The sequence below is a fragment of the Pseudoalteromonas sp. SWN29 genome, assembly GCF_015864465.1.
In the GTDB taxonomy this organism is placed as follows: Bacteria; Pseudomonadota; Gammaproteobacteria; order Enterobacterales; family Alteromonadaceae; genus Pseudoalteromonas.
In genome coordinates this window covers 1-25,919 of the sequence record NZ_JADYXE010000051.1, presented here as the reverse complement: position 1 = coordinate 25,919, position 25,919 = coordinate 1, and the positions used below count along the sequence as shown (strand labels likewise).

The 25,919-nt window shown below is 38.1% G+C and carries 25 protein-coding genes and 1 pseudogene; 9 read left to right on the top strand and 17 right to left on the bottom strand.

What is annotated here, in order from left to right:
• Positions 1-7 precede the first annotated feature (7 nt).
• The 10 genes from I6F53_RS16900 to I6F53_RS16855 all read right to left on the bottom strand — a co-directional run bounded on the left by I6F53_RS16900 (position 8) and on the right by I6F53_RS16855 (position 7,941).
• Positions 8-745 (bottom strand): DUF1365 domain-containing protein, encoded by a 738-nt coding sequence (locus I6F53_RS16900; RefSeq protein ID WP_197240429.1) that lies wholly within the window; start codon positions 743-745, stop codon positions 8-10.
• Positions 738-1,994 (bottom strand): NAD(P)/FAD-dependent oxidoreductase, encoded by a 1,257-nt coding sequence (locus tag I6F53_RS16895; RefSeq protein WP_197240427.1) that lies wholly within the window; start codon positions 1,992-1,994, stop codon positions 738-740. Before I6F53_RS16895 ends, I6F53_RS16900 begins: the two co-directional genes overlap by 8 nt.
• Positions 1,991-2,701, bottom strand: a complete 711-nt coding sequence (locus tag I6F53_RS16890; protein WP_165728008.1) for an SDR family NAD(P)-dependent oxidoreductase — start codon at positions 2,699-2,701, stop codon at positions 1,991-1,993. The genes I6F53_RS16895 and I6F53_RS16890 overlap by 4 nt, the downstream gene beginning before the upstream one ends.
• Positions 2,702-2,703: 2 nt before the next feature.
• Positions 2,704-3,132 carry a nuclear transport factor 2 family protein gene (locus I6F53_RS16885; RefSeq protein ID WP_007580706.1) on the bottom strand — a complete coding sequence of 143 codons (429 nt, stop codon included), beginning with the start codon at positions 3,130-3,132 and terminating at the stop codon, positions 2,704-2,706.
• Between the two features lies 1 nt (position 3,133).
• Positions 3,134-4,528, bottom strand: a complete 1,395-nt coding sequence (phrB, locus tag I6F53_RS16880; protein WP_197240421.1) for a deoxyribodipyrimidine photo-lyase — start codon at positions 4,526-4,528, stop codon at positions 3,134-3,136.
• Positions 4,528-5,481 (bottom strand): YbgA family protein, encoded by a 954-nt coding sequence (locus I6F53_RS16875; protein WP_166420547.1) that lies wholly within the window; start codon positions 5,479-5,481, stop codon positions 4,528-4,530. Before I6F53_RS16875 ends, phrB begins: the two co-directional genes overlap by 1 nt.
• Positions 5,482-5,489: 8 nt before the next feature.
• Positions 5,490-6,170, bottom strand: a complete 681-nt coding sequence (locus I6F53_RS16870; RefSeq protein WP_165728012.1) for a ChrR family anti-sigma-E factor — start codon at positions 6,168-6,170, stop codon at positions 5,490-5,492.
• Entirely contained in the window at positions 6,163-6,786 is a 624-nt protein-coding gene (locus I6F53_RS16865) for a sigma-70 family RNA polymerase sigma factor (protein ID WP_010552978.1), read from the bottom strand. Before I6F53_RS16865 ends, I6F53_RS16870 begins: the two co-directional genes overlap by 8 nt.
• 68 nt (positions 6,787-6,854) lie before the next feature.
• Complete coding sequence (locus I6F53_RS16860; RefSeq protein ID WP_166376597.1) at positions 6,855-7,433, bottom strand: LON peptidase substrate-binding domain-containing protein; 579 nt, start codon at positions 7,431-7,433, stop codon at positions 6,855-6,857.
• Between the two features lie 235 nt (positions 7,434-7,668).
• The gene (locus I6F53_RS16855) at positions 7,669-7,941 is read right to left on the bottom strand and encodes a hypothetical protein (protein ID WP_197240416.1); all 273 of its coding nucleotides are present in this window, start codon (positions 7,939-7,941) and stop codon (positions 7,669-7,671) included.
• Positions 7,942-8,240: 299 nt separating this feature from the next.
• On the opposite strand from I6F53_RS16855, the gene I6F53_RS16850 reads away from it, so the two are divergent.
• Complete coding sequence (locus I6F53_RS16850; RefSeq protein WP_197240415.1) at positions 8,241-9,932, top strand: alkaline phosphatase D family protein; 1,692 nt, start codon at positions 8,241-8,243, stop codon at positions 9,930-9,932.
• Positions 9,933-9,992: 60 nt separating this feature from the next.
• Here the strand turns inward: I6F53_RS16850 and I6F53_RS16845 are convergent, their stop codons facing one another.
• Both I6F53_RS16845 and I6F53_RS16840 read right to left on the bottom strand, forming a co-directional pair.
• Positions 9,993-11,477: a cellulase family glycosylhydrolase gene (locus I6F53_RS16845; protein WP_197240413.1), complete on the bottom strand. Its 1,485-nt coding sequence runs from the start codon at positions 11,475-11,477 to the stop codon at positions 9,993-9,995.
• 400 nt (positions 11,478-11,877) lie between these two features.
• Complete coding sequence (locus I6F53_RS16840) at positions 11,878-12,228, bottom strand: hypothetical protein (RefSeq protein ID WP_166420552.1); 351 nt, start codon at positions 12,226-12,228, stop codon at positions 11,878-11,880.
• Between the two features lie 185 nt (positions 12,229-12,413).
• Here I6F53_RS16840 and trhA (I6F53_RS16835) point away from each other — a divergent pair, with 185 nt between their 5' ends.
• Complete coding sequence (gene trhA, locus I6F53_RS16835) at positions 12,414-13,043, top strand: PAQR family membrane homeostasis protein TrhA (RefSeq protein WP_165741652.1); 630 nt, start codon at positions 12,414-12,416, stop codon at positions 13,041-13,043.
• Positions 13,044-13,251: 208 nt separating this feature from the next.
• On the opposite strand, the gene I6F53_RS16830 is transcribed toward trhA (I6F53_RS16835), so the two are convergent.
• Positions 13,252-14,199, bottom strand: a complete 948-nt coding sequence (locus I6F53_RS16830) for a LysR family transcriptional regulator (protein ID WP_197181716.1) — start codon at positions 14,197-14,199, stop codon at positions 13,252-13,254.
• A gap of 249 nt (positions 14,200-14,448) precedes the next feature.
• Here I6F53_RS16830 and I6F53_RS16825 point away from each other — a divergent pair, with 249 nt between their 5' ends.
• Together I6F53_RS16825 and I6F53_RS16820 are read left to right on the top strand one after the other, a co-directional pair.
• Positions 14,449-15,093, top strand: coding sequence for a DsbA family oxidoreductase (locus tag I6F53_RS16825; protein ID WP_197181715.1), 645 nt, complete (start codon positions 14,449-14,451; stop codon positions 15,091-15,093).
• Positions 15,094-15,158: 65 nt separating this feature from the next.
• Positions 15,159-15,722 (top strand): carboxymuconolactone decarboxylase family protein, encoded by a 564-nt coding sequence (locus I6F53_RS16820; protein ID WP_197181714.1) that lies wholly within the window; start codon positions 15,159-15,161, stop codon positions 15,720-15,722.
• A 455-nt stretch (positions 15,723-16,177) separates the two neighbouring features.
• On the opposite strand, the gene I6F53_RS16815 is transcribed toward I6F53_RS16820, so the two are convergent.
• The gene (locus tag I6F53_RS16815) at positions 16,178-17,161 is read right to left on the bottom strand and encodes a transposase (RefSeq protein ID WP_197240412.1); all 984 of its coding nucleotides are present in this window, start codon (positions 17,159-17,161) and stop codon (positions 16,178-16,180) included.
• 94 nt (positions 17,162-17,255) lie between these two features.
• Between I6F53_RS16815 and trhA (I6F53_RS16810) the strand changes: the two are divergent.
• The 3 genes and pseudogenes from trhA (I6F53_RS16810) to I6F53_RS16800 all read left to right on the top strand — a co-directional run.
• A pseudogene (gene trhA, locus I6F53_RS16810) lies at positions 17,256-17,687 on the top strand (PAQR family membrane homeostasis protein TrhA); the annotation flags it as partial.
• Between the two features lie 272 nt (positions 17,688-17,959).
• Positions 17,960-18,292: a hypothetical protein gene (locus I6F53_RS16805; protein WP_197240411.1), complete on the top strand. Its 333-nt coding sequence runs from the start codon at positions 17,960-17,962 to the stop codon at positions 18,290-18,292.
• Between the two features lie 136 nt (positions 18,293-18,428).
• Positions 18,429-19,055 carry a hypothetical protein gene (locus I6F53_RS16800; RefSeq protein WP_197240407.1) on the top strand — a complete coding sequence of 209 codons (627 nt, stop codon included), beginning with the start codon at positions 18,429-18,431 and terminating at the stop codon, positions 19,053-19,055.
• 235 nt (positions 19,056-19,290) lie between these two features.
• Here the strand turns inward: I6F53_RS16800 and I6F53_RS16795 are convergent, their stop codons facing one another.
• A complete protein-coding gene (locus I6F53_RS16795) occupies positions 19,291-19,602 on the bottom strand; it encodes an MGMT family protein (RefSeq protein WP_197240406.1) in 312 nt (103 codons plus the stop codon).
• Positions 19,586-20,488 carry a LysR family transcriptional regulator gene (locus I6F53_RS16790; RefSeq protein WP_197181711.1) on the bottom strand — a complete coding sequence of 301 codons (903 nt, stop codon included), beginning with the start codon at positions 20,486-20,488 and terminating at the stop codon, positions 19,586-19,588. Before I6F53_RS16790 ends, I6F53_RS16795 begins: the two co-directional genes overlap by 17 nt.
• Positions 20,489-20,610: 122 nt before the next feature.
• Between I6F53_RS16790 and I6F53_RS16785 the strand changes: the two genes are divergently transcribed.
• Positions 20,611-21,693 (top strand): efflux RND transporter periplasmic adaptor subunit, encoded by a 1,083-nt coding sequence (locus I6F53_RS16785; protein ID WP_197181710.1) that lies wholly within the window; start codon positions 20,611-20,613, stop codon positions 21,691-21,693.
• A 2-nt stretch (positions 21,694-21,695) separates the two neighbouring features.
• Complete coding sequence (locus I6F53_RS16780) at positions 21,696-24,764, top strand: efflux RND transporter permease subunit (RefSeq protein WP_197240405.1); 3,069 nt, start codon at positions 21,696-21,698, stop codon at positions 24,762-24,764.
• 109 nt (positions 24,765-24,873) lie between these two features.
• Here the strand turns inward: I6F53_RS16780 and I6F53_RS16775 are convergent, their stop codons facing one another.
• On the bottom strand, positions 24,874-25,206 hold the full coding sequence (locus tag I6F53_RS16775) for a PBPRA1643 family SWIM/SEC-C metal-binding motif protein (protein WP_197240404.1): 333 nt from the start codon (positions 25,204-25,206) through the stop codon (positions 24,874-24,876).
• Positions 25,207-25,919: the final 713 nt, after the last annotated feature.

Genomic DNA, 25,919 nt, shown 5'->3' with positions numbered 1-25,919 from the left:
ATGTGCTTTATGGCTTACCTGAGTGACCTAAAAAAGGCACTCGCTTTATAAACAACTTTAATGCTTGATAATAAATACCTTTGAAAATAGACCATGTCATGGCCGGAAAACGTTTAAACAACTTACTTAGTTCTTCGTTAGTGAGTTCTTTACGTTTTAAGCGAAGTGTTGCATCAAATAATAACTCTTCATTTCGCTTATTTTCAATGTGTATCAATGTTTTATCAGGCGATTGTTTAACATGCCAATGATAGTTCATATCTAGATTCATAAAAGGTGATACGGAAAAAACCTTCTTAAAGTTCACTTTTTTTTCTAAAGGGACTAAATAATAATGACGTTCGTTCCATGGTGTATTACTAACCTCAGCAATCATGTACTTAAAATGGGTGTCGTTATAACCAAAAAAGTAAAAATTAACAGGGCTAAAATACACACCAAAACAACGAAGTTGCCCGAGCATATAAACATGAGTAAACGTCTCATCTACACCTAATGCAGCAAGTTGTTCATGTGCGCGTTCAATAATGGGATATTGGTTAGGGGCTGATATATTTTTAAGATAATCTGCTTCATTAAACTTTAAGGCTTTTAAGCCTGATGTACCTAACTGTTTATGTACACCATTTATTTGCTGAGGATTATTTAAATCTACCCACATCATATATAACGGGTAACTAAAACGATGTTCTTTAACAGCAAAACGGCGATGTTTTACATCGCCCAAATACACTGCACTAGTCAAATTCGACCCCAAGTTGATTAGCTACATCTACACCACTGTGTACGCCATCTTCATGGAAACCATTGTACCAATAAGCACCACAAAAATAACTATTATTGTGCCCGTCAATACTGTGTTTAAGCTTTTGAGCGGCAATAGACTCTTGGTTAAATACAGGGTGGTGATAAGTAAACTCGCGCAAAATTTTACTTGGGTTTATGCCTTCAAGGTGATTAAGCGTTACACAAAACTGTGTATCCGATTGTATACCTTGCAAAATATTCATTTGGTAAGTAACAACAGCTGCTTTATCTGTGTTGTTATTAAGTAGGTAATTCCAACTTGCCCATGCCGCTTTTCTATCAGGTAAAAGGTTTGTATCGGTGTGCAGCACAACTGAGTTCTCAGTGTAAGCTATTGCACCCAATACTGACTTTTCTTGCTCAGTCGCATCACCAAGTAGTGCAAGCGCCTGATCTGAATGACAAGCAAATATTACTTTATCAAACTTACTTAATTCACCATTGGCAAACTCTATTGTTACCTCATCATTTTGACGCGTAACAGATTTAATATCTGTATTAAGTTTAATTTTATCAGCAAAGCCTCTGATCAGTGGCTTAATATACTGACGAGAGCCACCTGGTACTACATACCACTGTGGTCTGTTTGTTACATCTAAAAGGCCATGATTAAAGAAGAACTTAACAAAAAATTCAACGCCTACATTTTCCATTTCTTTAATACTGGTAGACCAAATAGCCGCGCCCATCGGAAGGATATAATGGTATTTAAAAAAGTCATTAAAGTGATTGTCACTAAGCAGTTGCCCTAATGATTGATCAGATTGGTAATCATCTTTTTCGTGCAAAGCTTTACATAACTTATTAAACCTAACAATGTCGTACAATAAACGCCAAAACTTTGGTCTAAAAATATTACGACGCTGTGCAAATAAACTTGTAAACGTATGGCCGTTATATTCAAAACCAGTAGCTTCGTTATGAACACTAAAGCTCATTTGCGTTGTTTGTTTATCTACACCAATACGCGATAGTAACTTTTCAAAGTATGGGTAAGTTCTGTCATTAAACACAATAAAACCGGTGTCTATTGCGTATTTTATGCCACACACGTCAACATCAACAGTTGCTGTATGACCACCAATATAATCATTTTTTTCAAATACGGTTACATCATAATGTTTGTGAAGCAAATGCCCACATGTTAAACCAGATACACCAGTTCCTATTATTGCTATTTTTTTCAACGGGCTAATCCTTTTGCGATTTTAAGCCAAATCGGGAGCGGCAAAATGCGCAGTGCTTTTAATATAAGTGTAAAACGATACGGAAAGTGAACGTCTTTACGGCGTTTATGTATTCCTTTAATCATGTAGTCAGCCGCTTTTTGTGCGGTAACTGCCATCGGCATTGGAAAATCATTTTTATTAGTAAGCGGAGTTTTCACAAAACCAGGATGAACTAAAGTCACATCAACATCATTTAAATCAACTGCAAGACTTTTGGCTAAATAGCTAACACCCGCTTTTGATGCTCCGTAAGCTTCTGAGCGAGGTAGCGCAAGGTAAGTAACACTTGAGCTGACCAAAACAAGCTGACCACCTGAATTTATTTTAGGAAGTAGCGCCTCAAGGCAATACCCCATAGAGAGTAAATTTACGTTTATTACACGTTCAAACAATGCACTATCAAAATTTCGCGCGTCATCTATATATTCACAGTTACCCGCGTTTAAAATAACACGGTCAAAATGAGGAAAGCCAATAGTAGACTCTTTAATGTCTTGTAGATTAGTTGCATCAAATTTGCATGCTTGAATATTGTCGTATTTAGCAAGCTCAGCGAGCTTTTCACTATTACGACCACAGGCAATAACCGTATCTCCCAACTGCGCATATTTAATTGCTAGCTGCTCACCAATACCTGAAGTAGCTCCCGTTATAAGTGTGATCATAATTAACCTGCCCTTTTATCAATTAGCTTTATAACACTACCAAGTAAAGGAATATGCTTATATAACAACTCGCCTACATTAAAGTAATCTCGGTGTTTGATAATTTTGCCATTTTCAAAAATAAGCTTACTATGACCTTCCACTGATATGGTTTTACCTGATGAAAGTTTTGGATGTGCGTAGTGCATAGTCCAATAGATGAAAGCGTTATTGCCGCTATTAAACGAATCACTAATATCAAACTGGCAATGTTTAACGTTACTGTACAAGTTAGCAAAGTATCTGCGTAATTCCACAATGCCATTAATTTCATGCATTGGGTCTATAAACTGTATGTTGTCACAGTAAATATCACTTAATAAATCAAGATTTGTACTATCAAGCTGTTGGTATATTTCAACAAATTTATCTACTGGTAACTGGTTATCCATATCACACCTTAAATGCAGCAAGTGCACGTTCTCGTGCCGCTTTATGATCAACTATTGCTGGCCAGTAACATTCCTTATCTTTACCTATTGCGGCTAAATAAGTGTGTGGAAAATGAATGTGTTTATCTGGCACGTTTTCAAGCTCTGGCAAATACTTACGGATAAACTTGCCAGTTGGATCAAAGCGCTCGCTTTGCCTGATAGGATTAAACACTCTAAAATAAGGCTGAGCATCACACCCCGTACTAGCTGCCCACTGCCAACCACCGTTATTTGAAGCTAAATCGCCATCAATTAAGTGCTGCATAAAAAAGCGTTCGCCTTCACGCCAATCTATCAATAAATGCTTGGTTAAAAAGCTCGCAACAACCATGCGCAAACGGTTATGCATCCAACCGGTTTGCTTTAGTTGTAGCATTGCAGCATCCACTAACGGGTAACCTGTACGCCCTTCGCACCATGCTTTAAATTCACTTTCGTTTTTACGCCACACTACCGCGTTATACTTTTCGTTAAAGTTATCGCCGCGCGAAAGCTTAGGAAACTCAGCAATTAAGTGTCTGTAAAACTCACGCCATATCAGCTCGTTAATCCACGTAAAGGTTTTACTTTTCGACGTAGTTAAAATATCTGGATAGCGCTGTTGAATATTAATAAGTAGCTGCTTAGTACCTACAATACCTAGTGCTAAATAAGGGCTTAAACCCGATGTACCCTTTATGCTAGGAATATCACGCTGATCGTCGTAGCTTGTTAGCTTATCGCATATAAAGTTATCGACCACGGTTGCTAGTGTTTCATCGTCAACCGGCCACTTATCAGAGCTTCCATCACTTTTTAGTAAGTCACTTTCATCAAACTTTATTGGCTCAGAGCTGAGAGGCCATTGCGGCAAACTAAAGTGTGTATCTTGGTACTGCTTTAACCATGCTCGCTTAAATGGAGTAAACACTTTATACATTTCATTACTTTGATTTTTAACCGTTCCAACCGGTGCAATCAAATCACCTTCGTACAAAGTAAAAGTAATAGAAAGCTCATCGCATTTATGCAAAATTGCTTTATCGCGGTTTACTTCATTAAGCTCATATTCTGTATTAGCAATTACGTGTTTTACATTATTTGATTTACAAAAATCAATAAGCTCACGCGTACAATCACAAAAGCTTGGCGCTTCAATAACATGTAAAGTAATGCCGTAATCAGCAAGCTGAGATTGAATATAAGTAACTCGGCGCTTGAGTAAGTCAATCTGAATAGGCGCAGTTTGGTGTTGTTGCCACTGTTTTTCAGACACAAAAAAAATGGCGTGTTTAGCGCCATTATTTAGCGCTTGAATTAACGCTTCGTTAGAAAAAAGGCGCAAATCGCGCCTGAACCAAAATAATGTATCCATTAAATACCAAATCGTAGTTTTAAATCGTGAGGGTAAGGGTTAAAAAACACTTGTTTTTCAAGGTACTCATTTGGGTGAACCTTCAAATGATGTTTTAGCAAAGTAAGTGGCACATACAATGGCACTAACCCTTCGCGATATTCATCTATTGCATCACGAAGTTCTTGTTTTTCAACCTTCGATAAAAATGTTTTAAAGTAACCCTGTAAATGCATTAGCGTGTTGCAATTATTTCTTCGAGAAGCTGGCTTTTTAAGACCCGTCATCAAACCTAAAATATATTCATCAGCAACTGCGCTTATATCATCGCCTACATATGTTCCTAGTAGGTTACCTAAGTCGCGATAAGCTTGGTAATTATGAGCCATTAACAAGTACTTATACTGAGAATGAAATTGAGTAAGCTTGTGAACCGACAGCGGCTCTTGTACTAGCTTTTGCCAATTTTTAAAAACGTAAATTCTCATCACAAAGTTTTCACGTAAGTGCATGTCGTTTAAACGTCCATTTTCTTCACATGGCAACAATGGGTTATGCTTCATTATTTGCTCAGCAAAAAAACCAACACCTTCTGAGGTATTGCCTGTACCAGCTTCGTTGTATATTTTAATGCGCTCCATGCCACAGCTCGGGCTTTTAGCACAAAATACGAATCCGCTTAGTTCTTTAGCTTGTTCAGTTGCAATTTTTTTACCATATTCGGTAAGTTGTTGCCCTACTTCGCCGCTACCATCTGGGCGACATACTTTAATAGTATCGCCTACTTTAACTTGACGAATAGTTGGACGAGGTATCGGTAAACCTACTGCTACCTCCGGACAAAAACGTGTGTACTCAACGTGTTTGCCTAATTCATCCATACAAAAATTTGACTTTTTATGTCCTGTGTCAAATCTAACTTTTTCGCCTGCTAAGCAGGCGCTTATACCTATTTTTATTATATCTGTATGCATATATTCTCTTAGTAAATCAAATTACCGATTGGATTTAGTAACTTGCTGAAGCCCTTATTAAAATGTAGCGCACTACTGACAACTGTAAAGCATAAACATCCATCTTTCGTTAAAGGTGTATGTTGATGACTACCATCTTGCCAAATAAAGTCGCCTGGTACGTAATTACCATCTTCATCACTAAACTCACCGTCTAGTAGTAAAGTAACTTCAAATCCGGTGTGTGTATGCTCAGGAATTTCACCACCCGCATCAATATGCAATAAGCTTGAACGCAGCGCGCCATCATCTAATGCAACACGAGAACGCGCTAACTTACCAACTTGTGTAAATTTGCTATGAGAAATACGTGTTAAAGCACGCGGCAGCTGGTAATTGTGTTCGTTAATACTTACAGACACAGGCTCAACTTCATAAACCTCATCGATAGAATCATCAGACATGATCATATCAAGTACGTTTAATTCAAATTCTTCAAGTAATTCAGATTGCTCAGTTTGAGGTTTCTCAAATTTGGCTGGCTCTTCACTAAATAATGCGTCCGCATTACTTGCTTCAATTTTGGCTACTTTAGCTTGGCACACAGGGCACATATCTACATGTATAGATACGGCTAAACTTAGTGATGTAGCAAGTGATGCATCGCAATACTGTGTCAGTAAAGTTTCACTCGGGTGATGTTTAATCATGCTGATCTCCCATTTCATTACGTAATTTTTGCAAGGCCAAACGTAATCGTGATTTTACCGTGCCTACTGGAATATTAAGTTGATGCGCAAGTTGCTCTTGCGACATGTCTTGAAAATAAACGCCTCTTACCACTTCGCGTTGAGCAATAGGTAATTTATCGAGGTAGCGTTTAATTTGCTTATCTTCTAAATGATCACTGTATTCGTGATGTGTATCTTGTGAGTCGTTTAATAACGGCCAAATGTCTTCGCTTATGTTTTCTTCTTTATTACTTTTCATTTTACGAAGCATATCGAATGAAGCGTTACGCATAACGGTATAAACCCACGTAGTCGCCGCACCTTTTTCACTGTGATACAAATGTGCTTTACGCCAAACTGATGTTAACGTCTCTTGCACAAGCTCCATAGCTTGCGCTTCAACACCAAACTGCTTAATTCCAAAGCGTTTAATTTTTGGCGCAAAGTATTCAAATAAATAGGAAAATGCTTTTTTATCGCGTGATTGCGCAACATCTATAAGCGCTTGCATGAGCTCTTTACTCGGCGTTTCTGGCATGGCAGTATACTTACCTGTATTAGGTTCACAACGTGGTGACTGTTGTTGACTTACCATAATAATTTATCCCGTTATTGCTTTTGTATTAAGTAATACGGGCAATAATTAATTTAGGATCATAAAATTTAGGCAAATTCGTTATTAATCACAGTATGGAGGAAACTCAGCAAGTTATCAAAGTTCGTTTCAAACGCAAGTTGCTGTTTTTTCTCAATAGATATAGGTAGGAGCTCAAGCCAACGTGCTGCAATCCAAGGCAACTTGTCAAAATGAGTTTTTTTGTACAATAAATTAAGCTCTGAATTACCTGCAAATACGTTTTTAAGCGCGTCGTGTAATAGGTAATGATCGCCAATGTCGTTGTTAGAATCCTTATACCAATAAGGCGTATTGCAAGGCGACACTAAGCCATGACGTAGTTCGTCTTCGTCTTGGTAAACATCGTTTATTTGCACATTTTGCGAGGCAAATACATCAATTAATAGTACGTCGTTATCGTCTTGGTCAAAATCGATAATATCGACAAGGCAACCTTGCGCACTTATATTAAATGGCGTGTCGTGCTCAAATGTACAAAGCACAAACCCTGAATTATTTTTTAATGCGGTTTTAACCATATTTAAATAACGAGGCTCAAATATGCGTAATCGCGTAAAACCTTCAGGTAACATAAAAATGGGTAATGGAAAAATCGCACGTTTCATAAAGTCTACTTATTTCAAACACTCTGCCTTTATTTACGTGCGCTTTTGCTAAGTCGATCAGCTTTGTATGAATCGAATTAATTACCAGCTATATAATTGGTTAAAGATTAAACCAACCTCCCATAGCTTTAAACACTTGAACCGAGTAATAAGCGCTAATCATGCTTACTACGGGTGCTAACATTAATGCAAATAATCCAAGTTCACTGCTCATCGTTTTAATCCTTTAAGTGGTTTATTTTACGTTTTTAACGCTAGCGTCAGTATTTTTAATCGTTGTGCTATCTATTAAAACTGGCTCATCTAGTAAACTTTCTAAAACAGTTTTAGCATCAAAATAAAGTGTTTCCTTTAGTGATTTTTCAAGCTCAATTGTGGTTTGCTTAACGTAGCTTGTTACACTTTGAGTTAATATATCAGTTACATCTAGGTCCACTTCTACTGCATGAACTTGCGCAGAACCTAACACTAATAAACTTGCCATAGCGATTTTAATTGAATGTTTCATAATGGTATTCCTTGTTTGTGTATTGTTTAGACGTAGTTATATACTCAAGGGTTGTGCCAACATAAAAATAAAATATAAACCATTATAATTAAAAGACTTTATGTCCGGTTGTTTAATTCGATAAATTCATACCTCGTTAATTTAACCATTTAATTTAATTTTTTGACTATTTTTTAGTTAATAAATAAAAGAGTTTTAAGTGCATTAATACCGTCACAGTAAATACATTTATCGTTTATAAAAACGTCATATCTAACCGTTAAGGTGCGCACCACTATTAATAATTAAAAAAGTGCAATATGACCCTTTCATCACGTCGAAATTTCTTAAAAACCTCAGCAGCAAGCATATTTACAGTTGCGGTATCGAGCGCCATTACAGGTTGTGCTCAAACATTAATGAGCAAGCCTCTATCGGTAATTGAATTTAAACACGGGGTAGCAAGTGGCGATCCGCTCAGTAATGCTTTAATAATATGGACACGCGCAACAACTTCTCAATTAACGCTAGAAGTAACTGTTGCTTGGGAGTTGGCAATTGATTCTCAATTTAAAAATATTATTCGCAGCGGGCGCGAGCAAACCGATAAAAGCCGCGACTTTACAATAAAAATAGATGTGCAAGACCTTACTCCAAATACAGAATACTTTTATCGCTTTATTGGATTAAATACACAAAGCCCTATTGGCCGCGCTAAAACTCTGCCGGTTAGTAATGTTGAACAAATAAAAATGGTTGTTGTGTCTTGCTCAAACTATCCTGCAGGGTATTTTAATGCTTACACAGATGCCGCTAAGCAAGAAGATTTAGATGTAGTGCTGCACCTGGGAGATTATATTTACGAATACCCAATGGGCGGATACGCGACAGAAAATGCTGAAAAAATTGGTCGCCAATTAGCCGCCGATAACAGCGGTGAAATTATTACACTTGGTGACTATCGTAAACGCTATGCTATTTATCGAACAGATAAGGGCCTACAAGCACTGCATGCCGCAGCGCCTTTTATTGCAATATGGGATGATCACGAAGTTGCTAATGACACATATAAAGAAGGAGCTGAAAATCACACCCCTGATGAAGGTGACTTTTTTAAACGCCGTGCATCAGCCATTCAAGCCTATTACGAATGGCTGCCAATTAGGCCGCCTAGGGGCGAGCAAAGCCCACAAATATACCGCACCTTCGATTTTGGTAATTTAATAAGCTTACACATGCTAGATACTCGCGTAATAGCACGCGATAAACAACTCGCTTACAGCGACTATAAAAATCTAGAGACCAAACAAATGGATGTTGCGCGCTTCGCGAGCGATTTAAATAGTCCAAAAAGGCAGTTACTGGGTAACACACAACTAAACTGGCTTACGAGTGCAATAACTCAATCAAATGCAAAGTGGCAAGTATTAGGTCAGCAAGTGTTGATGACTAAAATGTGGCTACCTACTGAAATATTCTCGCAATCCGATCGCACTAAAATACCCGAGGTATTAAAAGAGTTAGTCGCTATTAAAAAAGCGGTGTTAGCAAATAAAGCGGTAACTCCTGAGCAACTAGCACGCATAAATACTTTAATGCCTTACAACTTAGATGCATGGGACGGCTATCCAAGCGAGCGCGAAGCATTATATAAAAGCGTTACTACGTTAAATAAAAAGTTAGTAGTGGTTGCAGGTGATACGCACAATGCGTGGCATGGCATATTAAAAAATGCAAAAGGCGAAAGCGTAGGAGTAGAGTTTGCAACACCTGGCGTTACATCCCCGGGTATGGAGCATTATTTAGCGCTTAATACTGCACAAGCAAAGCAAATGGCTGACTCGCTTTCATTGTTAATAAACGACTTAAATTATTGTGACCTATCGCACCGCGGATATATGATACTGACAATTACAAACGAGCAAATCACAACCGATTGGCGTTATATAGATAATATAGATTCCCCAATCTACAACATTGCAGCTCAACAACAGAGTATTTATAAAGGCTAATACTTTTAAAAAGAAGGTAAATGTATTATTTACCTTCTTCGTTTATTTTATTAAACGCGCTTAATTACAACTATAAAGAAGCGTCCATGTAGCATCACTTCCTGGAATGCTGTTTGTGTACCAATTTGCGCTGTATGCGTTGCCTTGATATTGCATTTTATCGTCGGTGTTATTGTGAGTAAACGGACCACCTGCGTAATCCTTGTTCACCCAATTAGGATACGTATTAATACCGTTGCAATCTGTTGAACTTACAACGCTACATCCATTTGTATCCACACTTGTACCAGCGGGTGTATTAGGGCACTGATCGATATCATCATTCACTCCATCGTTATCAGCATCGCTTGCTGGTTCAACAACTTCAATAGCACAGCCTACATTATCAACACTTGTACCTGCTGGTGTATTAGGACATTGATCAACACTATCGCTAATGCCATCAGCGTCGCTGTCGGTTACCGCGCAGCCAATACTATCAACCGCTGTACCTGCGGGAGTATTATCGCACTGATCAAGGCTATCACTTACGCCATCCCCGTCGCTATCTAAATTAACATTGCCATTACTGCCACCCCATCCTTGAATGATCTCTTTAACTTTAGTGCCTGACGCTGTTAATGAATCCCAACTACCGCCTGGAGTAAATAACGATGCACCTTCGTTTTTATCATTTAAAGCCCAGTTAGCGTGGCTAATATTGTTTGTTTTAAAAAATGCCATCCATGCATCGGTTTCATTACCATTAACACCACCATTGCCATCAGCATTAACCGTTCCCCACTCTGTGGCAAACAAAGCAATACCGTTATCGAGTGCTGTTTGTGCTTTATTTCGATACGATTGACCATGCGTGCCAGCATAAAAATGCAGAGTGTAAGCAATATTGGCGCGATCAATTGGGTTTTGCGATGCTACATCAACATCTTGCGACCATGTAGGCGTACCAACCACAATTAAGTTATCAGGGTCGATTGCTCTAATTTTATCAATAACTGTTTCGGCGTAAGGCTTAATATCGTTAACCCATGAAATTTGTAATGGCTCATTATAAATTTCATAAATAACATTATCGTTGTCACCATATTTAGTGGCTACTTCTTCAAAAAATCGAATGGCTGTTGCTTGATCGGTATGTGCTTCATGGCTATGAAAATCAATAATAACGTACATATCTTCGCTAATAGCTGCATTTACAACAGTATCAAGACGGCTCATATTGCCCTCCCAATCAAAGTTCAAACTGCCACCCGTACTTGTGCCATGGCCAATAGCTGCACGAATTAATGTTGCATTAAATTCAGTTTTTGCCTTTACCACTGTTTCTGCTGTGTAAAATTTTTCAGCGCCCCACCCCGTGTTACTCCAAAATAAGCTAGGCCCTGCAAAGCTTGTGTTTTCTCCACCCGCAAGAACTTGATTCCCACTTACCGTTAACTTATCAACAGCAGCATTGGCCATTGTTGAGCATCCTAATAATAAAGCTAACGATAAGCTCGCCACTTTAAAATCCTTCCTGTTGTGATTATTTGAACTGTAATTCATAGTATTTCCTTAAATTGAAATTATCAGTCGTCATTGATTGACGTAATAAATTAATAGCAAACCAATACTTAACAATTAAACAAAGTTAATTTGGCGAGCAGAAAGTATCATTTATTTATTAACATTAAATGAACAAAAAGGTACAAGCAGAAGGATTTTAATTAACTAAATATCAACAAGCAGGCAATTTAACGAGGTTTGAGGATTTTACTGGGTATATACAGGCATTTACACGATGTTTACATGATGCGGGCAAAAATTCTCGGTTACAAAAAATATGTATAAAAATGAAAAGGCGGTAATAATAATTATTACCGCCATCAATAACAGCTAAATATCAGAGATAAATATGCGGGAAGAAAATTAATAAGCCAACCAAACCGAGTTCTGATTAAGTGGCTTATTTTTTAGTAGGAAGTACTTTTCTGCCCAAACGGTATGCATCAGCCATACTCAGCACCCAAATTATAGCCATTAAAGGCACATATTTATATTCAGCGAGTTTAGCGCAGGCGTCAGAAGGTTGTTGCGCGGCTTTTAAAATAGCCGTAACCGACATGGGGATTTTTCCGTGTACAATTTCATTTGCAGTACACTGTGCAATCGCAAATATATCTTGTAGGGTTAAAATTAAAAGAACAGAAAATACACCCGCAAAAATAGCGCCTATTAGGTGTTTTTTTAAAGAAAAATGCCCCGCTCCAGGGTAAACAATAGCGGTAAGTAAAGCAGCTTTTAAATCTTGTTTCATGGTTATTTCAGCTCGTAATATGTATTACACTAGACACCAACATAGTGAATTAATTCTCTTTAAAATCAAGTAAAAGCTAAAGTAGCGTATCAAATAAAGTTATTTAGAATTACTCACAGCTAAGATTGAAACTTTCAGCGTACAGTTGTACACTGAAATTAATTCCAATAGTGGTAGGAACAGTTATGTCGTTAGAAGCGCCTTATTCCCGTAAAGAAGAACAACTAAACGTAATCAGCCATGCACTCGGTATTATTTTTGCCGTATTTGTAATGTGGGATCTATTTAGCCAAGCCACCAGCACTAAAGCGTATATTAGTACTGCAATTTATGGCAGCAGCCTATTTGTGCTGTTTTTGTCATCCACTTTGTACCACGCCAGTATTCAACCGCGCTTAAGAGCCTTTTATAAAAAGTGCGATCACTGCGCCATATACTTACTCATTGCCGGCACTTACACCCCCTTTTTATTAATCTCGCTAAGCGGTGTTTGGTCATGGGCTACGCTTACCTTTATATGGGCAGTCGCACTGGCGGGCGTTGCATACAAAGTACTTGTAAAAAACGGTAATAAAAAAATATCACTCGCCACCTACTTACTCATGGGTTGGTTTGCACTGGCTATTGTATATCCGCTCTATTCAAGTGTTGATGTAAACGCACTTTACTGGCTACTTGCCGGCGGTATTTTTTATAGTTTAGGGACATTATTTTACAGTGCTAAAAGCACACAGTTTAGCCATGCAATTTGGCATTTGTTTGTAATTGCCGGGTGTGTTTGCCATTATATTTCGATTAGTAACTATGTTTATTGAGCTGGTTAAGCCAATTAGATTGATCTGGTTTAAGCGAAAACCAGCCGTTCAAGCAAACCGTATGTTTTTAGATTTTTTGATGTTATCGGTTGATATCCTAATGGTAAGTTTTCCAACAAAGCGGACCTAATAAAATTCGTGATATCGATATGTTTAACTATTTAACTCACAGTAAAGAACTGATGTTAGATAAAAATAGATAAATGATTTATTGATAGTAACTTGCGTAATCATCGATGTAGCTTTCCCAAACAGGGACGTCTCCTATTGTTTCTTTAAAAGTCTCAAGGAATTTATTGACTAATGGTGTTGGGTTTCTATGAGGGTATACGGCATAGAAAGCACCAAAAGGCTCCGGTAAGGCGTAGTTTGTTAGCAGCGGTACCAAATCAAATCTTTTTATATTGTCACCTAACATATATAGGGCTAGTACACCGAAGCCTAGCCCAGACTTTATAGCACCAAGCACCAATTCTTGTTCATTAACTCTATATCTGCCTTTAAATTCCCAAAGTCTAAACTCTCCATTTTTTGAATCTCGTCCAATTGGGATCTTATTGACTACAAGCCCACCGTTTGAGAAAAAAACGGCAGGTAACTTAACCAGTTCCTCGGGTGTTTTAGGGGTGCCGTATTGTTCAATGAATGATTTTGATGCCAAAATAGCAATTTTATTGTTGGCCAGTTTTCTAGCGACTAAATTTGAATCTTGTACATCACCAATTCGAAATGCAATATCGTATCTGTCTTCGATTACATTCAATACTTTGTTATCAAGGTCTAATTGAATATCTGTATCAGGGTATTTTTTCATGAATATTTCAATGGCTTTTTGCACATACAACTTACCGAACAAGGTAGGACTCGTTATTCTCAGTAAGCCTTTAGGTTTTCCATGAAAAGACTCAACAATACGATGAGTATCAGAAATAGTCTGCCTGACCGACTCAGCTTGTTTTAATACTTCTTTTCCAGCCTCTGTCAACGAAAGTGAACGTGTGGAGCGATTAAGCAAACGAATACCTAGCTCACTTTCCAATATTTTGATTTGTTTAGATAGTGAAGATCTATCCATGAGCCTTAAATCAGCGGCCTTAGTGTATGAACCTTGCCTGACGACATCAAGAAATAGGTCAAGCCTAGTTGCTATGTCCATAAAAAAACCTCTCACTTCGTTATCATTGTGGTCATTCCTGTCAACACGAACAGAAACGCAGTTGTCATGAGTGTCAACTTAAGCCTTTATTAATAAGTGTTAAAGCTATTTTAAACTCTTATCCCAATATATTCGGATATCTATTGTGGCATATACTTCCACAATTATTGGAAAAAACTCATGATTATCTATCCAAGAGGTTAATTCATAATACGTCCATCAACAATGATTAACCACTTGGTGGATATTATGACTAAAAAGATAAAGATAGATTTTGTGTCTGATGCCGTTTGCCCTTGGTGCGCAATAGGCTATACACGGCTAAAACAAGCCATCTCTGAATTAGACTTACAAGACAAGGTTACCATTGCATGGCAGCCATTCTTCCTTAATCCTGATATCGCACCAGAAGGTGAAAATATTTACGATTATGGAACGCGTAAGTACGGAAGAACTAAGCAAGAAGGTGATGCAAATCGCGCCAATATCACGAAGCTAGGTAAGGAAGCGGGGTTCACTTTTAATTTCACAGATGAGTCACGTGTCGTCAATACGACTGATGCACATACTTTGCTGGATTATGCAAAAGACTCCGGTAAACAAACTGAGCTGAAAGAGCAGTTATTTAATACCTTTTTTACTGACCAAAAAGACATTTCAGACAGAAATGTACTTGCGCAATTGGCTCAAAAAGTGGGTATATCGATAACTGATTTGTCTGACGTATTAGATAACCCAAAAACTAAACACCGTATTGCTGAGAAGGTTTCAAGCTGGCATACGCTTGGGATTTCTGTGGTACCCACTTTAATTTTTAATAATGAAGTACTCGTTAATGGCTCTCGCACGGTTGAGGCTTATAAGCAAATATTAACAGAGTTAGTTTCACAATAACGACTTAATAACTATTCAATAACGACTGAAAAATTATACCACTACACTATATAAGAGGCATAAAAATGAACACATTCAATATTCATAACGTAGAAACAGCACCAGAAAAAAGCAAAGCAATACTAGCAGCCTCCCTTAAAACAAATGGCATGATTGCTAATTTACACGGGGTAATGGCCGAAGCACCAGAGCTTTTAATGGCCTATCAAGAGCTAGGTAAACTCTTTATTAATACATCGTTCGATAAAGACGAACTCACGGTTGTATGGCAAACCATTAATGTTGAACACAATTGCACCTATTGTGTTCCGGCTCATACCGCTATCGCAAACAGTATGAAAGTTGACCCGTCATTAACTGAAGCATTAAGAGATCAAAAAGCAATGCCAACCCCGAAACTTCAAGCCCTACAGGATATGACACTGAATGTCGTCCGTAAACGAGGTAATGTTTCAGATGAAGATATTTCTGCTTTTTTCGCCGCAGGCTATGCTCAACGTCAGTTATTAGAAATCATTCTTGGTGTGTCTCAAAAAGTGATCAGTAACTATGTTAATCACATTGCAAAAACGCCAGTGGATAAGCCTTTTCAAAAATTTTCTTGGGATAAGAAAGCAACGCCAAGCTGATAGCAAAGAGAGTATAAAAATGAACATATTAAAGACTCTGTTGAGAGCTGCTACCGTTATTACCCTATCGGCATACATCTTATACACAAATAAATTAAGCCCGAATTGAACTTAATTTATATCAGTTGATCACAAATTTAGGTTGGATGTCTTGTTTATTGTTTTGTCAAATGCATTAACGATATCACGGGTGCTCATACCTTGTGCATATAGCCACAGAATCTTATCATCCATTGAAGTAAATCGAGCTTGATAAAACTAAACTAGACAGCCACTCCAATTAAAAAATAAAACTGTGCCATAAAATCTACTTTTTAGGTTAATTATTTACCTTTCCTACAGGGTTATTTTAATTTCATCCATTTAGTAAGTCATTAGCACCCTTAAACCTAAATTACACGTATGAGAATAACTGCATAATTACAGTTTTAATTTCTTACTAAGAAGTTTAAGTCTTATGCGAGTAGCTTTTCGCAATTACTGATATTTGCCCGCCGCTTGCGGTTTAAATTTTCACAGTAACTTGCTTGTGAGGATGGCCTGCCCACTGCACCATGAAATACGCGAGTAAATTGGGTTGTAAGCTTTAACCAGTTTTCTGGAGATATATTCACTCTTTCTAGTAAAGGCAAGTGTGTACTTTCAATATACCCTCGCTTGTCTTCTCGTATACAACGTCCTGTTAATTCAACAAGTTCTAGATACGATTTAAGCTCAAACGGCAGCCCTTTTGGTATTATTTGGCGTGGCATACCAGCAAAGCGAAGTAGTTGTTTTGGTTGTTTTGGTTGTTTGCCATCTTTTGCGTATGTTAGTCGCTTTTGAACGCTCGTATGGTCAGATTCTTCTGGTGTATTTGCCATTTTGGCTCTAATGGGGTTTAAATCTACATACGCCATACAAGCGGCAAGTGCGGCTTCATCAAGAAGTGCTTGTGACCTGAAGCGTCCCTCCCAAAACCTGCCGGTACAGTTATCTTCCTTATTTGCTCTGCGAGCAATACCTTCATTTAATAGCCGCATAAACCAACTGATACTTGATAGGCGCTCTCGGTATTGCTTTACTGTTTGATTAAAAAAGATGAGTTCAACTTTACTTAGCTTTTCACCCTGCATATATTTTTGCGTAAGTGCGGTGCCTTTACAGAGTTTATGCCAGCGAATAATAATCGCTTTATCATTCAGCCTATTCGCTTTTTTATCATCAACATACAGTACTAAATGGGTGTGGTTACTCATTACGGCATAAGCACATACATCAATACAAAATACCTTGGCTAACTCAAGCAGCTTATCTTCAACCCAGCCTCGTCGATGCTCGTAAGACTTGCCTGTAAAACGGTCCTCGCCACATAAAAATGCACGGCGTACGCACCGTGAAATACAGTGATAATATTTTGTATCAACCAAACTTACCTGACGTTTTCTTGCAATAGCCATAAAACACCTACTCACTTTTTAGACTAATTGAAATTTAGTCATTAACCTTAGAAAGTGCAAATTTAGGATGGATGTCTTGTTTATTGATTGTTGTATTCAACCGCGCTTAAGAGCCTTTTATAAAAAGTGCGATCACTGCGCCATATACTTACTCATTGCCGGCACTTACACCCCCTTTTTATTAATCTCGCTAAACGGTGTTTGGTCATGGGCTACGCTTACCTTTATATGGGCGGTAGCACTGGCGGGCGTTGCGTACAAAGTACTTGTAAAAAACGGTAATAAAAAAATATCACTCGCCACCTATTTACTCATGGGTTGGTTTGCACTGGCTATTGTATATCCGCTCTACTCTAGTGTTGATGTAAACGCACTTTACTGGCTACTAGCTGGCGGTATTTTTTATAGTTTAGGTACATTATTTTACAGCGCTAAAAGCACCCAGTTTAGCCACGCTATTTGGCACTTATTTGTTATTGCTGGGTGTGTATGTCATTATATTTCGATTAGTAACTATGTTTATTGAGCTGGTTAAGCCAATTAGATTGGTCTGGTTTGAGCGAGCAGCGGTCATTCAGAGAAGTTGTCATTAACTTAGTAAGAATAAGAGGAAACTTTCCTCTTTTTTACATGTTTATATAAATAACAGAAAGCATAATATTTATAGCTGGCAATGACTTAAACTGTTTGCTATTAATGTAAGTTCACAAAATAAGGACGCTTTCACGCTAAAAAAGGGAAAGTGTCCTCTGATAAAGTTATGGCGATTAAATATTTGATTCCACCATTGGAGAATAAATGAACTTTAATACTTTAGCTCCTGCATTAATGGAGGCCGAACTGCATAAAAAAATAGAAACACCATTTGGTGTTGTTACATTTATGTACCATAACCCCAGTAAAAATTGCTTATGGATTCGAATGTATAAGCGTCAAGGTGCAGAAGTTAATGTAGATACATACATCACATCTAGTAATTTAGAAAACTATGGTCTTATGATGACGGTACGTAGAAAATCAAATAGTGTTGGTCCAAAGCAAAAAGAATATAAAATAATTGAAAAAGTAATGGCTTACCTTATCGAAAATAATAGCTTATTTGACTTTGATAAAAATAAACACCCTCGTTAGCTTACTTGAGTATCGCCATAACAAGCTGTCAAACAAGGACAAAAAACAGTTGTTTTTTGCTCCTTCGTCACTTATTTTAACCAACTGTTTTATTGCCTGTTAACAGCCTCGTTAGGTTACTTTGAATGGATTCAGCATGAATATCGATTATAAACAAAACTATGAAGAGAAAATTCGATTAATTTTGATAGAAGCCACCTCCTCATTAGAAGAAAAATTCAAGCAAATGCTAAATAAACATTCGGCGTCTGGTTCACTTCGTTCAGGCTCAACTATCAAAGAAACCATGAAAATGATTTCTGAACTAACACACGAACTATATTTAGAAGTTCTTTCATACTGCGATGCGTTAAACCTAAAATATTCCCCTTCATTAGAGACGGACATTTCACAACTAGCTTCTGATGCCCAACTAAAATTTAAAATTGAAAGCATAGCTATTTTTAAAAAAAGTACTGAGTTAGTCGGTAAGCCAAATTTATTCGAAAGAATGCTTCCTGAAGTAGAAGCTGATATGGCAAATAATTTGGCTATATTTGAGAATAACCTTAATACTAAAACATTAGAGTTAAAACATAGTACCGTTAAATCACCAATAGAAAGAGTACTGTGGGTACTAGAGGTTATTTTTCTAGTTATTTCTATATTTGTATCTGGTATGTGGTTCAATGATCCTTCTGGGAATTACGAACCATTTCTAGTCGGTTTATTATCTGTTATATCGTTAATTCCGCTAATAATTAAGCGTATGAGTAAACAGTAACCTAACAAGAGACTAAGGTTATGACAGTCCGCTCATGCCACTCTCCAGCCAGTCGACAACATAAAATATTGATAATAATTGGCAAGGTATTTTACTGTGTCGGATGGCGTGGCTTCGCCACCTATCCGACCTACATCACTAGGTAAGTTGGTTAAGCCGTAGATGCCATCCAGCAGAGTTTCGATTCACGCCTTGAAAGTCAGCAGCTGGCACTTATTCTCCGATAATAATCACATCACTCCCACCGGCACTCGCGCATATTTACTTTGTCGTTTTTAAACAGTACGCCTTCTGATAATAACTTTTCGCGTTGTTCTTGGTATTTTTCGCTACCCGCTGGGAATGATATTTTACCTTGGCTATTCACTACCCTATGCCAAGGTATAACCGAGTCGTTTGGCATCACTTTTAATAAACGCCCCACCAATCGTGAGTTTTGAGGATAGCCAGCAAGGCCTGCAACTTGCCCGTAGCTTGCTACTTTACCTATTGGAATGCCTGCGATAACAGTATAAATAAGGGGTTCTTTATCAATATCTGCGTTCATTTAAATACGCCTCACTAAGTACTTTAAACTGCTCCCAAATAGTTCTCGCTACAGGGCCATGGTGAATCGCATCGCGTCTAAATGCGCGCACTTCTATGCCAAACTGATCCTCTCTGTCGTTAATATGTATTTGCTGTAAAAGCCCAGCTTCTATTTCAGGGGCGCAGTAATCTATGTTCATCATTGCCCAGCCAGAGCCCGCTAGTAAAAACGACTTTAAGTTAGTTACGTCGTCTATTTTCATCAAAACTGAACTTTTTGAATATGAAAGCCTATCACTGTCGATACTCAAGTCGCTTTCGAACATGGCTAAACATGGGCAATTTTGTAATTCACTAAACGTCATGTTTTTTTTAAAACCCTGAGTAGATGCAACAATGCCAATATTAAGTTTACCTATTGGTAGACTTTCTAAAGGCCCTGTTGCATGAAATAAATCAAACCAAGGGCCTATTCCAAGTTCAGCAATGCCACTGTTGACTTGCTCGAGTGAAACAAAGCGTTTTCCGCTGGTTAAGTTAAACTCTGTGCGCTTAAACAACCTAAAAGTATTACTTATGATCTCGTTATAACTGTTCAGATGGCAAATTTGTTCATAACAAATTCTAAATTGGGGCTCATTGCCTAATGCTAACTCTTTAGCAAGTTGTGCCAGCTCGTCATTAGCATGTAATAACTGCAGTGCTTCCCTGTGAAAAATCCGCCCTTTTTCAGTAAGCTGTAATCGGTACTTACTTCTGTCTAGTAACTCAAATCCTATTTTTGCTTCTAAGTTTTTAATGGCGAGTGTAAGTGCAGGCTGTGTTTTATGCAGCTTTAATGCTGCCCCGCTTAAGCTTGCACTTTGCACTATTGCATCTAAAATTAGTAATTGATTCAGCTTCATATACAGCTCGACAACATTATAAGTAAAACTTATTGAGTTTCTAAAATTTAATGATTTTTATTTTATATGTTTGCAGCGTATCCTGCACTTAATTATTTTGCCATCATTGCAACGGAGAAGACATGAAACTCTTTCGTCTATGTTTATTAACTACGACACTACTAAGCTTACTTGCCTGTTCTGAACCAGAACAACAAGTTAAAGAAGAGCCCATTCGCCCAGTTAAATTATTCAACATAGGTCATGATTCTCAAATTAACATTCGTAGTTTTCCTGCTGAGGTAGTTGCAAACCAAGGCTCTTACCTTGCTTTTAGAGTAAATGGCGAACTTATTAAGTTTCCGGTACTTGCTGGTGAACACGTTGAAAAAGGCGATTTATTAGCAAAGCTAGACCCAGAAGATTTTCAATTACAGTTTGACGAGCGTAAAGCACGCTTTGAACTGGCAAAATCACAACTTGGCCGTATTGAGCAGTTGTTTGAGAAAAAAATCACCAGCCAATCAGAACTAGATCAAGCCACTGCTAATATGCAAATTGCCGAATCGGCATTTAGAATTGCACAAACAAACCTTGAGTACAGCGAACTACGCGCGCCCTTCTCGGGCACGGTTGCTAAAGTATTTGTTAAAAACTTTGAAAACATTCAAGCCAAGCAAAATATATTACGCTTAGAAACACGCGATTTAATGGATGTAGAAATTCAGGTTCCTGAAAGAATAGTGGCTCGCTTTAAAAAAGGCACCGATTACCACCCTACAGTAAAGTTTGACGGCTTTGACGATAAACAGTACACACTTGATATTAAAGAGTGGGATACCCAAGCAGATCCAGCAACGCTTACTTATAAGGTTGTGTTTTCGCTACCAGTACCTGAGGACTTTAATTTACTAGCAGGTATGACGGGCAGCGTGCTTATTGATTTAAGCAAGGTAACGCGCTCGCAAGTTTCATATACTATTTTACCTATTGAATCGGTATTTTCTGAGCCGCAAGAAACAATTAAAGATAACGCTTACGTGTGGCTTTTTGATTCAAATACTAGTCAGGTTCATAAGCAGGCCGTAAAAATTGGCCAATTGCACCGCGATGGAATTGAAGTGTTAAGTGGCATTGAAGAAGGTCAAATTGTGGTTTCTGCCGGTGTGCATTCATTAAAAGAAGGCATGAAAGTAAGAGCATGGAATAAAGAGCGAGGCTTATAATTATGAGCTTTGCACAACTCTCCATAGAGAAAAAAGTAATAAGCTGGATGTTTACCCTGCTGCTATTAATTGGCGGTAGTGTGTCGTACTTTGATTTAGGACAACTAGAAGACCCTGAGTTTACCCTTAAAAAAGCCATGGTTATTACTATGTACCCTGGCGCGTCGCCGCAACAAGTTGAAGAAGAAGTGACTTTTCCTCTTGAAAACGCGATTCAGCAATTACCGTATGTTGATTACGTTACGTCTATTTCGTCTAACGGTAAGTCGCAAATTTCGGTAGAAATGAAAAGTACTTATCGAAAAGAGCAACTGCGCCAAATTTGGGATGAAATGCGTCGTAAAATTAACGACCTTTCTCCGTCATTACCCAGTGGTGTTTACCCAAGTACTATTTTGGATGACTTTGCCGATGTTTACGGTGTTATGTATTCGGTAACTGGCGATGGTTACTCGTATGATGAACTAAAAGATTACGTCGATTTTTTAAAGCGCGAACTAGTCCTTGTTAAAGGTGTTAGTAAAGTAACGGTTGCAGGGCAACAACAAGCTCAAGTAATGGTTGAAGTATCTACCCGTAAACTTGCGCAACTAGGTATTGCACCAAGCCATATTTTTGCATTATTGCAATCACAAAATACGGTATCTAACGCAGGTAAAATACGCGTAGGCGATGAATCAATTCGATTGCACCCTACTGGCGAGTTTAAAGATGTAAAAGAGCTCGAAACACTATTAATCTCAAAGCCTGGCGCTAATGAGCTTATTTATTTAGGTGACGTAGCAAAGGTTTACAGAGAGTACGCAGAAGTACCTAGTAACATTATTCGTTTTAATGATAAGCAAGCACTTTTAATCGGTGTTTCGTTTACCTCGGGCGTTAACGTAGTTGATGTGGGTAAACACATTGATGATCACTTAGCCTCACTTGAGTATCAACGCCCTCATGGTATTCACATAAATTCGGTATACAACCAACCACAAGAGGTTCAAAAATCGGTTGATGGTTTTATTATCAGCCTACTTGAAGCCATAGCGATTGTTATTGTAGTACTACTGTTATTTATGGGTTTAAAAAGCGGTATTTTAATTGGTGGTATTTTACTACTTACCGTACTTGGCACATTTATATTTATGAAGTTGTTTGCTATCGATTTACAACGTATATCGTTAGGTGCTCTTATTATTGCGTTGGGAATGCTGGTTGATAACGCCATAGTGGTCACCGAAGGCATACTTATAAACCTCAAACGTGGCCAAACAAAACTAAAAGCGGCTATTAATATTGTTGAGCAAACAAAATGGCCATTACTAGGGGCAACAGTAATTGCGGTTACTGCGTTTGCGCCAATTGGCTTAAGCTCTGATGCCAGCGGTGAATTTGCCGGTAGCTTGTTTTGGGTGTTGTTTATTTCGCTTTTATTAAGCTGGATCACAGCGATTACCTTAACGCCATTTTTTGCTAATTTAATGTTCAAAGAAAACGAATTTAAAAACGAAGCAGGCCAAGAAGATGAAGACCCATACAAAGGGTTTATTTTTAATGGTTATAAAGCGATTTTAGATTTAGCACTGCACTTTAGAAAAACCACGCTTATATTAATGGTTGTTTTGCTGTGTACTGCGGTTGTTGGTTTTGGCTCTGTAAAACAGTCGTTCTTCCCTGCATCTAATACGCCTATGTTTTATGTAGATTACTGGCAAGAGCAAGGTTCTGATATTCGCTCAACTATTGAGGGCGTTAAAAAACTTGAAGAGTTTTTACAAAAAGAAGACCTTGTTGAAGAAGTAACAAGCACAACAGGGCAAGGTGCACCGCGCTTTATGCTTACCTACGCACCAGAAAAATCATACCCGGCGTATGGGCAATTGATTATTCGTGTTGCCGACAGAGAAGCCGTAGCAACTGTAATGCAAACAGTGCGCGATTACTCAAGCAATCATGCGCTTTCTGCACAGCTTAAAATTAAACCGATGGAAATTGGCCCTTCTACTGATGCAAAAATAGAAGCACGTTTTTCAGGCCCTGACCCTGTTATTCTAAGACAACTAGCTGCTAAGGCTAAAGAGCTTATTGGTAACGACGATGGCGCCTACAATATTCGTGATGACTGGCGCGCACGTACCAAAATGATTCGCCCACAATTTAACGAGCAAAAAGCACGTCGATTAGGTATTAGTAAATCAGACCTAGACAATGTATTACTAACAAGCCTTTCGGGTAAACAAGTGGGTGTATATCGCGATGGTACGCAGTTACTACCTATTATTGCACGCTCTCCGGCAAACGAGCGCTTAAACGTAGAAAGCGTACACGACCTTCAAATATATAGTCCTGTACTGAGTGTTTTTGTACCAGTGACCCAAGTTGTAGACGAATTTATTGTGCAGTGGGAAGACAGCTTAATAATGCGACGCGATCGCAAACGTACAATCACGGTAATGGCCGATAACAATGTATTAGGTGATGAAACACCTGCAAAACTATTTGCGCGTATTCGTGGTCCAATTGAAAACATGGAGCTACCGCGCGGTTACCAACTTGAATGGGGCGGAGAATACGAGTCATCAAGCGATGCTCAAAAAGCAATATTTGGCTCATTACCACTGGGTTATTTAGCTATGTTTGCAGTTACCGTATTACTTTTTAACTCGCTTAAACAACCACTAATTATTTGGGCAACAGTGCCTTTGGCTATTATTGGTGTAAGCGCGGGCTTGTTAGCAATGAATGCGCCGTTTAGCTTTATGGGGCTACTTGGTTTATTAAGCTTAAGCGGTATGCTAATTAAAAACGGCATTGTATTGGTCGATCAAATAAATCTTGAATTAAGTGAAGGTAAATCACCTTATGAGGCCGTTTTTGACTCCGGAGTGAGCCGTGTGCGACCAGTTGCAATGGCCGCTATAACCACTATTTTAGGTATGATCCCACTATTATTTGATGTGTTCTTCCAGTCAATGGCGGTAACCATAATGTTCGGTTTAGGCTTTGCAACTATACTTACGCTCATTGTAGTGCCGGTACTGTACACGGTTATATTTAGAATTGATTACGAGCCACGTAAGTAGTTAAACATATAATTGGTTAACATTAAAAAATGCCACTGGCTCAAGGTCAGTGGCATTTTTATTTAATACCGATGAAAAAAGAAAGGCTACATATTTAGTTGTTAAGAAACTAACCGCAACACTTTTTATATTTTTTGCCACTACCACATACACAAGGTGCGTTACGCTCTGGTACTTTATCAAATACTTGTGGTGTTGACTTGCTAAGCGCAAAGTCTAGTTCGCGAATATCTTCTGGTACGTCTGCTTTAACTTCAATTGAAGCAAACAGCGAATGCTCTTCTAATATGGTTTCTATTTCTGATTGTCGTTCAGCTGAGTTTACAATTAGCGTTAACGGGTGCAACTCTGTGCCTACCTTTGCAGTACGATTTGGCGCAAATCCATTACTGTTATTTTTACCCATTATGTCGGGCTTACCCATAAAGAAAAATTTTGACATGTTACTTCTATAACCTTTCTACATTATTAAGACGGCGCATCTTAACAGCTTACTCAACATATAACTAAGGTGTATGCGCTAATAGCGAATATAAATAAACCCGTTCGCGTAAATACGCTAAAAGTAGCCAATAAACACAGCTGTAAAGCGATTTTAAGCGCTGTTTTAAAACTCTAACTTAAGAACTACTCAATAGCCTCATCATCTATTATATATATTTACTATAAACTGATTAAGTAAATAGGGATATTATCAATTTTAAAATACTCTGTAGACTTGGCTTTATTATCTAAGCACTTACCAATTAAGCGATAGATATGCTAACCAAGGCAATAAAATTGCCTTTAACTTTAGGGTCAGTTGAACTTTCAAGGTTAAATTTGCAGCCGTCTGTTTGGGGTTTAGGCAAGGTAAAGCCTATGCGGTGTGGTTATTCCCCATAAATAGGCGTGAGCAGGACGCGTAAGCTTTGCTCGGTTTTTACTTGGCCCACTGGTTACAAACCTCGCGACGCAATTAAATAGCCCCTAGTTTGAACAAATTTCAATCCGCAAAGATCAACAGACCCAAGCCTCATATATAAAGAGGCAATTTATTTAAATAGAGAAAATTATGTTTAAAAATTTTGGATGGATAGTAGATACCATCTCTCATTTTAAGCTTCAAGGTCGTATTTAACTTTCTTGGAGCTTAAACGCTTCTTGGTTTTTTAT

Excerpts from the sequence above, each read along its gene's own strand:
- I6F53_RS16890 (WP_165728008.1), bottom strand. The coding sequence starts at position 2,701 with ATGATCACACTTATAACGGGAGCTACTTCAGGTATTGGTGAGCAGCTA.
- I6F53_RS16885 (WP_007580706.1), bottom strand. The coding sequence starts at position 3,132 with ATGGATAACCAGTTACCAGTAGATAAATTTGTTGAAATATACCAACAG.
- phrB (WP_197240421.1), bottom strand. The coding sequence starts at position 4,528 with ATGGATACATTATTTTGGTTCAGGCGCGATTTGCGCCTTTTTTCTAAC.
- I6F53_RS16875 (WP_166420547.1), bottom strand. The coding sequence starts at position 5,481 with ATGCATACAGATATAATAAAAATAGGTATAAGCGCCTGCTTAGCAGGC.
- I6F53_RS16870 (WP_165728012.1), bottom strand. The coding sequence starts at position 6,170 with ATGATTAAACATCACCCGAGTGAAACTTTACTGACACAGTATTGCGAT.
- I6F53_RS16865 (WP_010552978.1), bottom strand. The coding sequence starts at position 6,786 with ATGGTAAGTCAACAACAGTCACCACGTTGTGAACCTAATACAGGTAAG.
- I6F53_RS16860 (WP_166376597.1), bottom strand. The coding sequence starts at position 7,433 with ATGAAACGTGCGATTTTTCCATTACCCATTTTTATGTTACCTGAAGGT.
- I6F53_RS16855 (WP_197240416.1), bottom strand. The coding sequence starts at position 7,941 with ATGAAACATTCAATTAAAATCGCTATGGCAAGTTTATTAGTGTTAGGT.
- I6F53_RS16850 (WP_197240415.1), top strand. The coding sequence starts at position 8,241 with ATGACCCTTTCATCACGTCGAAATTTCTTAAAAACCTCAGCAGCAAGC.
- I6F53_RS16845 (WP_197240413.1), bottom strand. The coding sequence starts at position 11,477 with ATGAATTACAGTTCAAATAATCACAACAGGAAGGATTTTAAAGTGGCG.
- I6F53_RS16840 (WP_166420552.1), bottom strand. The coding sequence starts at position 12,228 with ATGAAACAAGATTTAAAAGCTGCTTTACTTACCGCTATTGTTTACCCT.
- trhA (WP_165741652.1), top strand. The coding sequence starts at position 12,414 with ATGTCGTTAGAAGCGCCTTATTCCCGTAAAGAAGAACAACTAAACGTA.
- I6F53_RS16830 (WP_197181716.1), bottom strand. The coding sequence starts at position 14,199 with ATGGACATAGCAACTAGGCTTGACCTATTTCTTGATGTCGTCAGGCAA.
- I6F53_RS16825 (WP_197181715.1), top strand. The coding sequence starts at position 14,449 with ATGACTAAAAAGATAAAGATAGATTTTGTGTCTGATGCCGTTTGCCCT.
- I6F53_RS16820 (WP_197181714.1), top strand. The coding sequence starts at position 15,159 with ATGAACACATTCAATATTCATAACGTAGAAACAGCACCAGAAAAAAGC.
- I6F53_RS16815 (WP_197240412.1), bottom strand. The coding sequence starts at position 17,161 with ATGGCTATTGCAAGAAAACGTCAGGTAAGTTTGGTTGATACAAAATAT.
- I6F53_RS16805 (WP_197240411.1), top strand. The coding sequence starts at position 17,960 with ATGAACTTTAATACTTTAGCTCCTGCATTAATGGAGGCCGAACTGCAT.
- I6F53_RS16800 (WP_197240407.1), top strand. The coding sequence starts at position 18,429 with ATGAATATCGATTATAAACAAAACTATGAAGAGAAAATTCGATTAATT.
- I6F53_RS16795 (WP_197240406.1), bottom strand. The coding sequence starts at position 19,602 with ATGAACGCAGATATTGATAAAGAACCCCTTATTTATACTGTTATCGCA.
- I6F53_RS16790 (WP_197181711.1), bottom strand. The coding sequence starts at position 20,488 with ATGAAGCTGAATCAATTACTAATTTTAGATGCAATAGTGCAAAGTGCA.
- I6F53_RS16785 (WP_197181710.1), top strand. The coding sequence starts at position 20,611 with ATGAAACTCTTTCGTCTATGTTTATTAACTACGACACTACTAAGCTTA.
- I6F53_RS16780 (WP_197240405.1), top strand. The coding sequence starts at position 21,696 with ATGAGCTTTGCACAACTCTCCATAGAGAAAAAAGTAATAAGCTGGATG.
- I6F53_RS16775 (WP_197240404.1), bottom strand. The coding sequence starts at position 25,206 with ATGTCAAAATTTTTCTTTATGGGTAAGCCCGACATAATGGGTAAAAAT.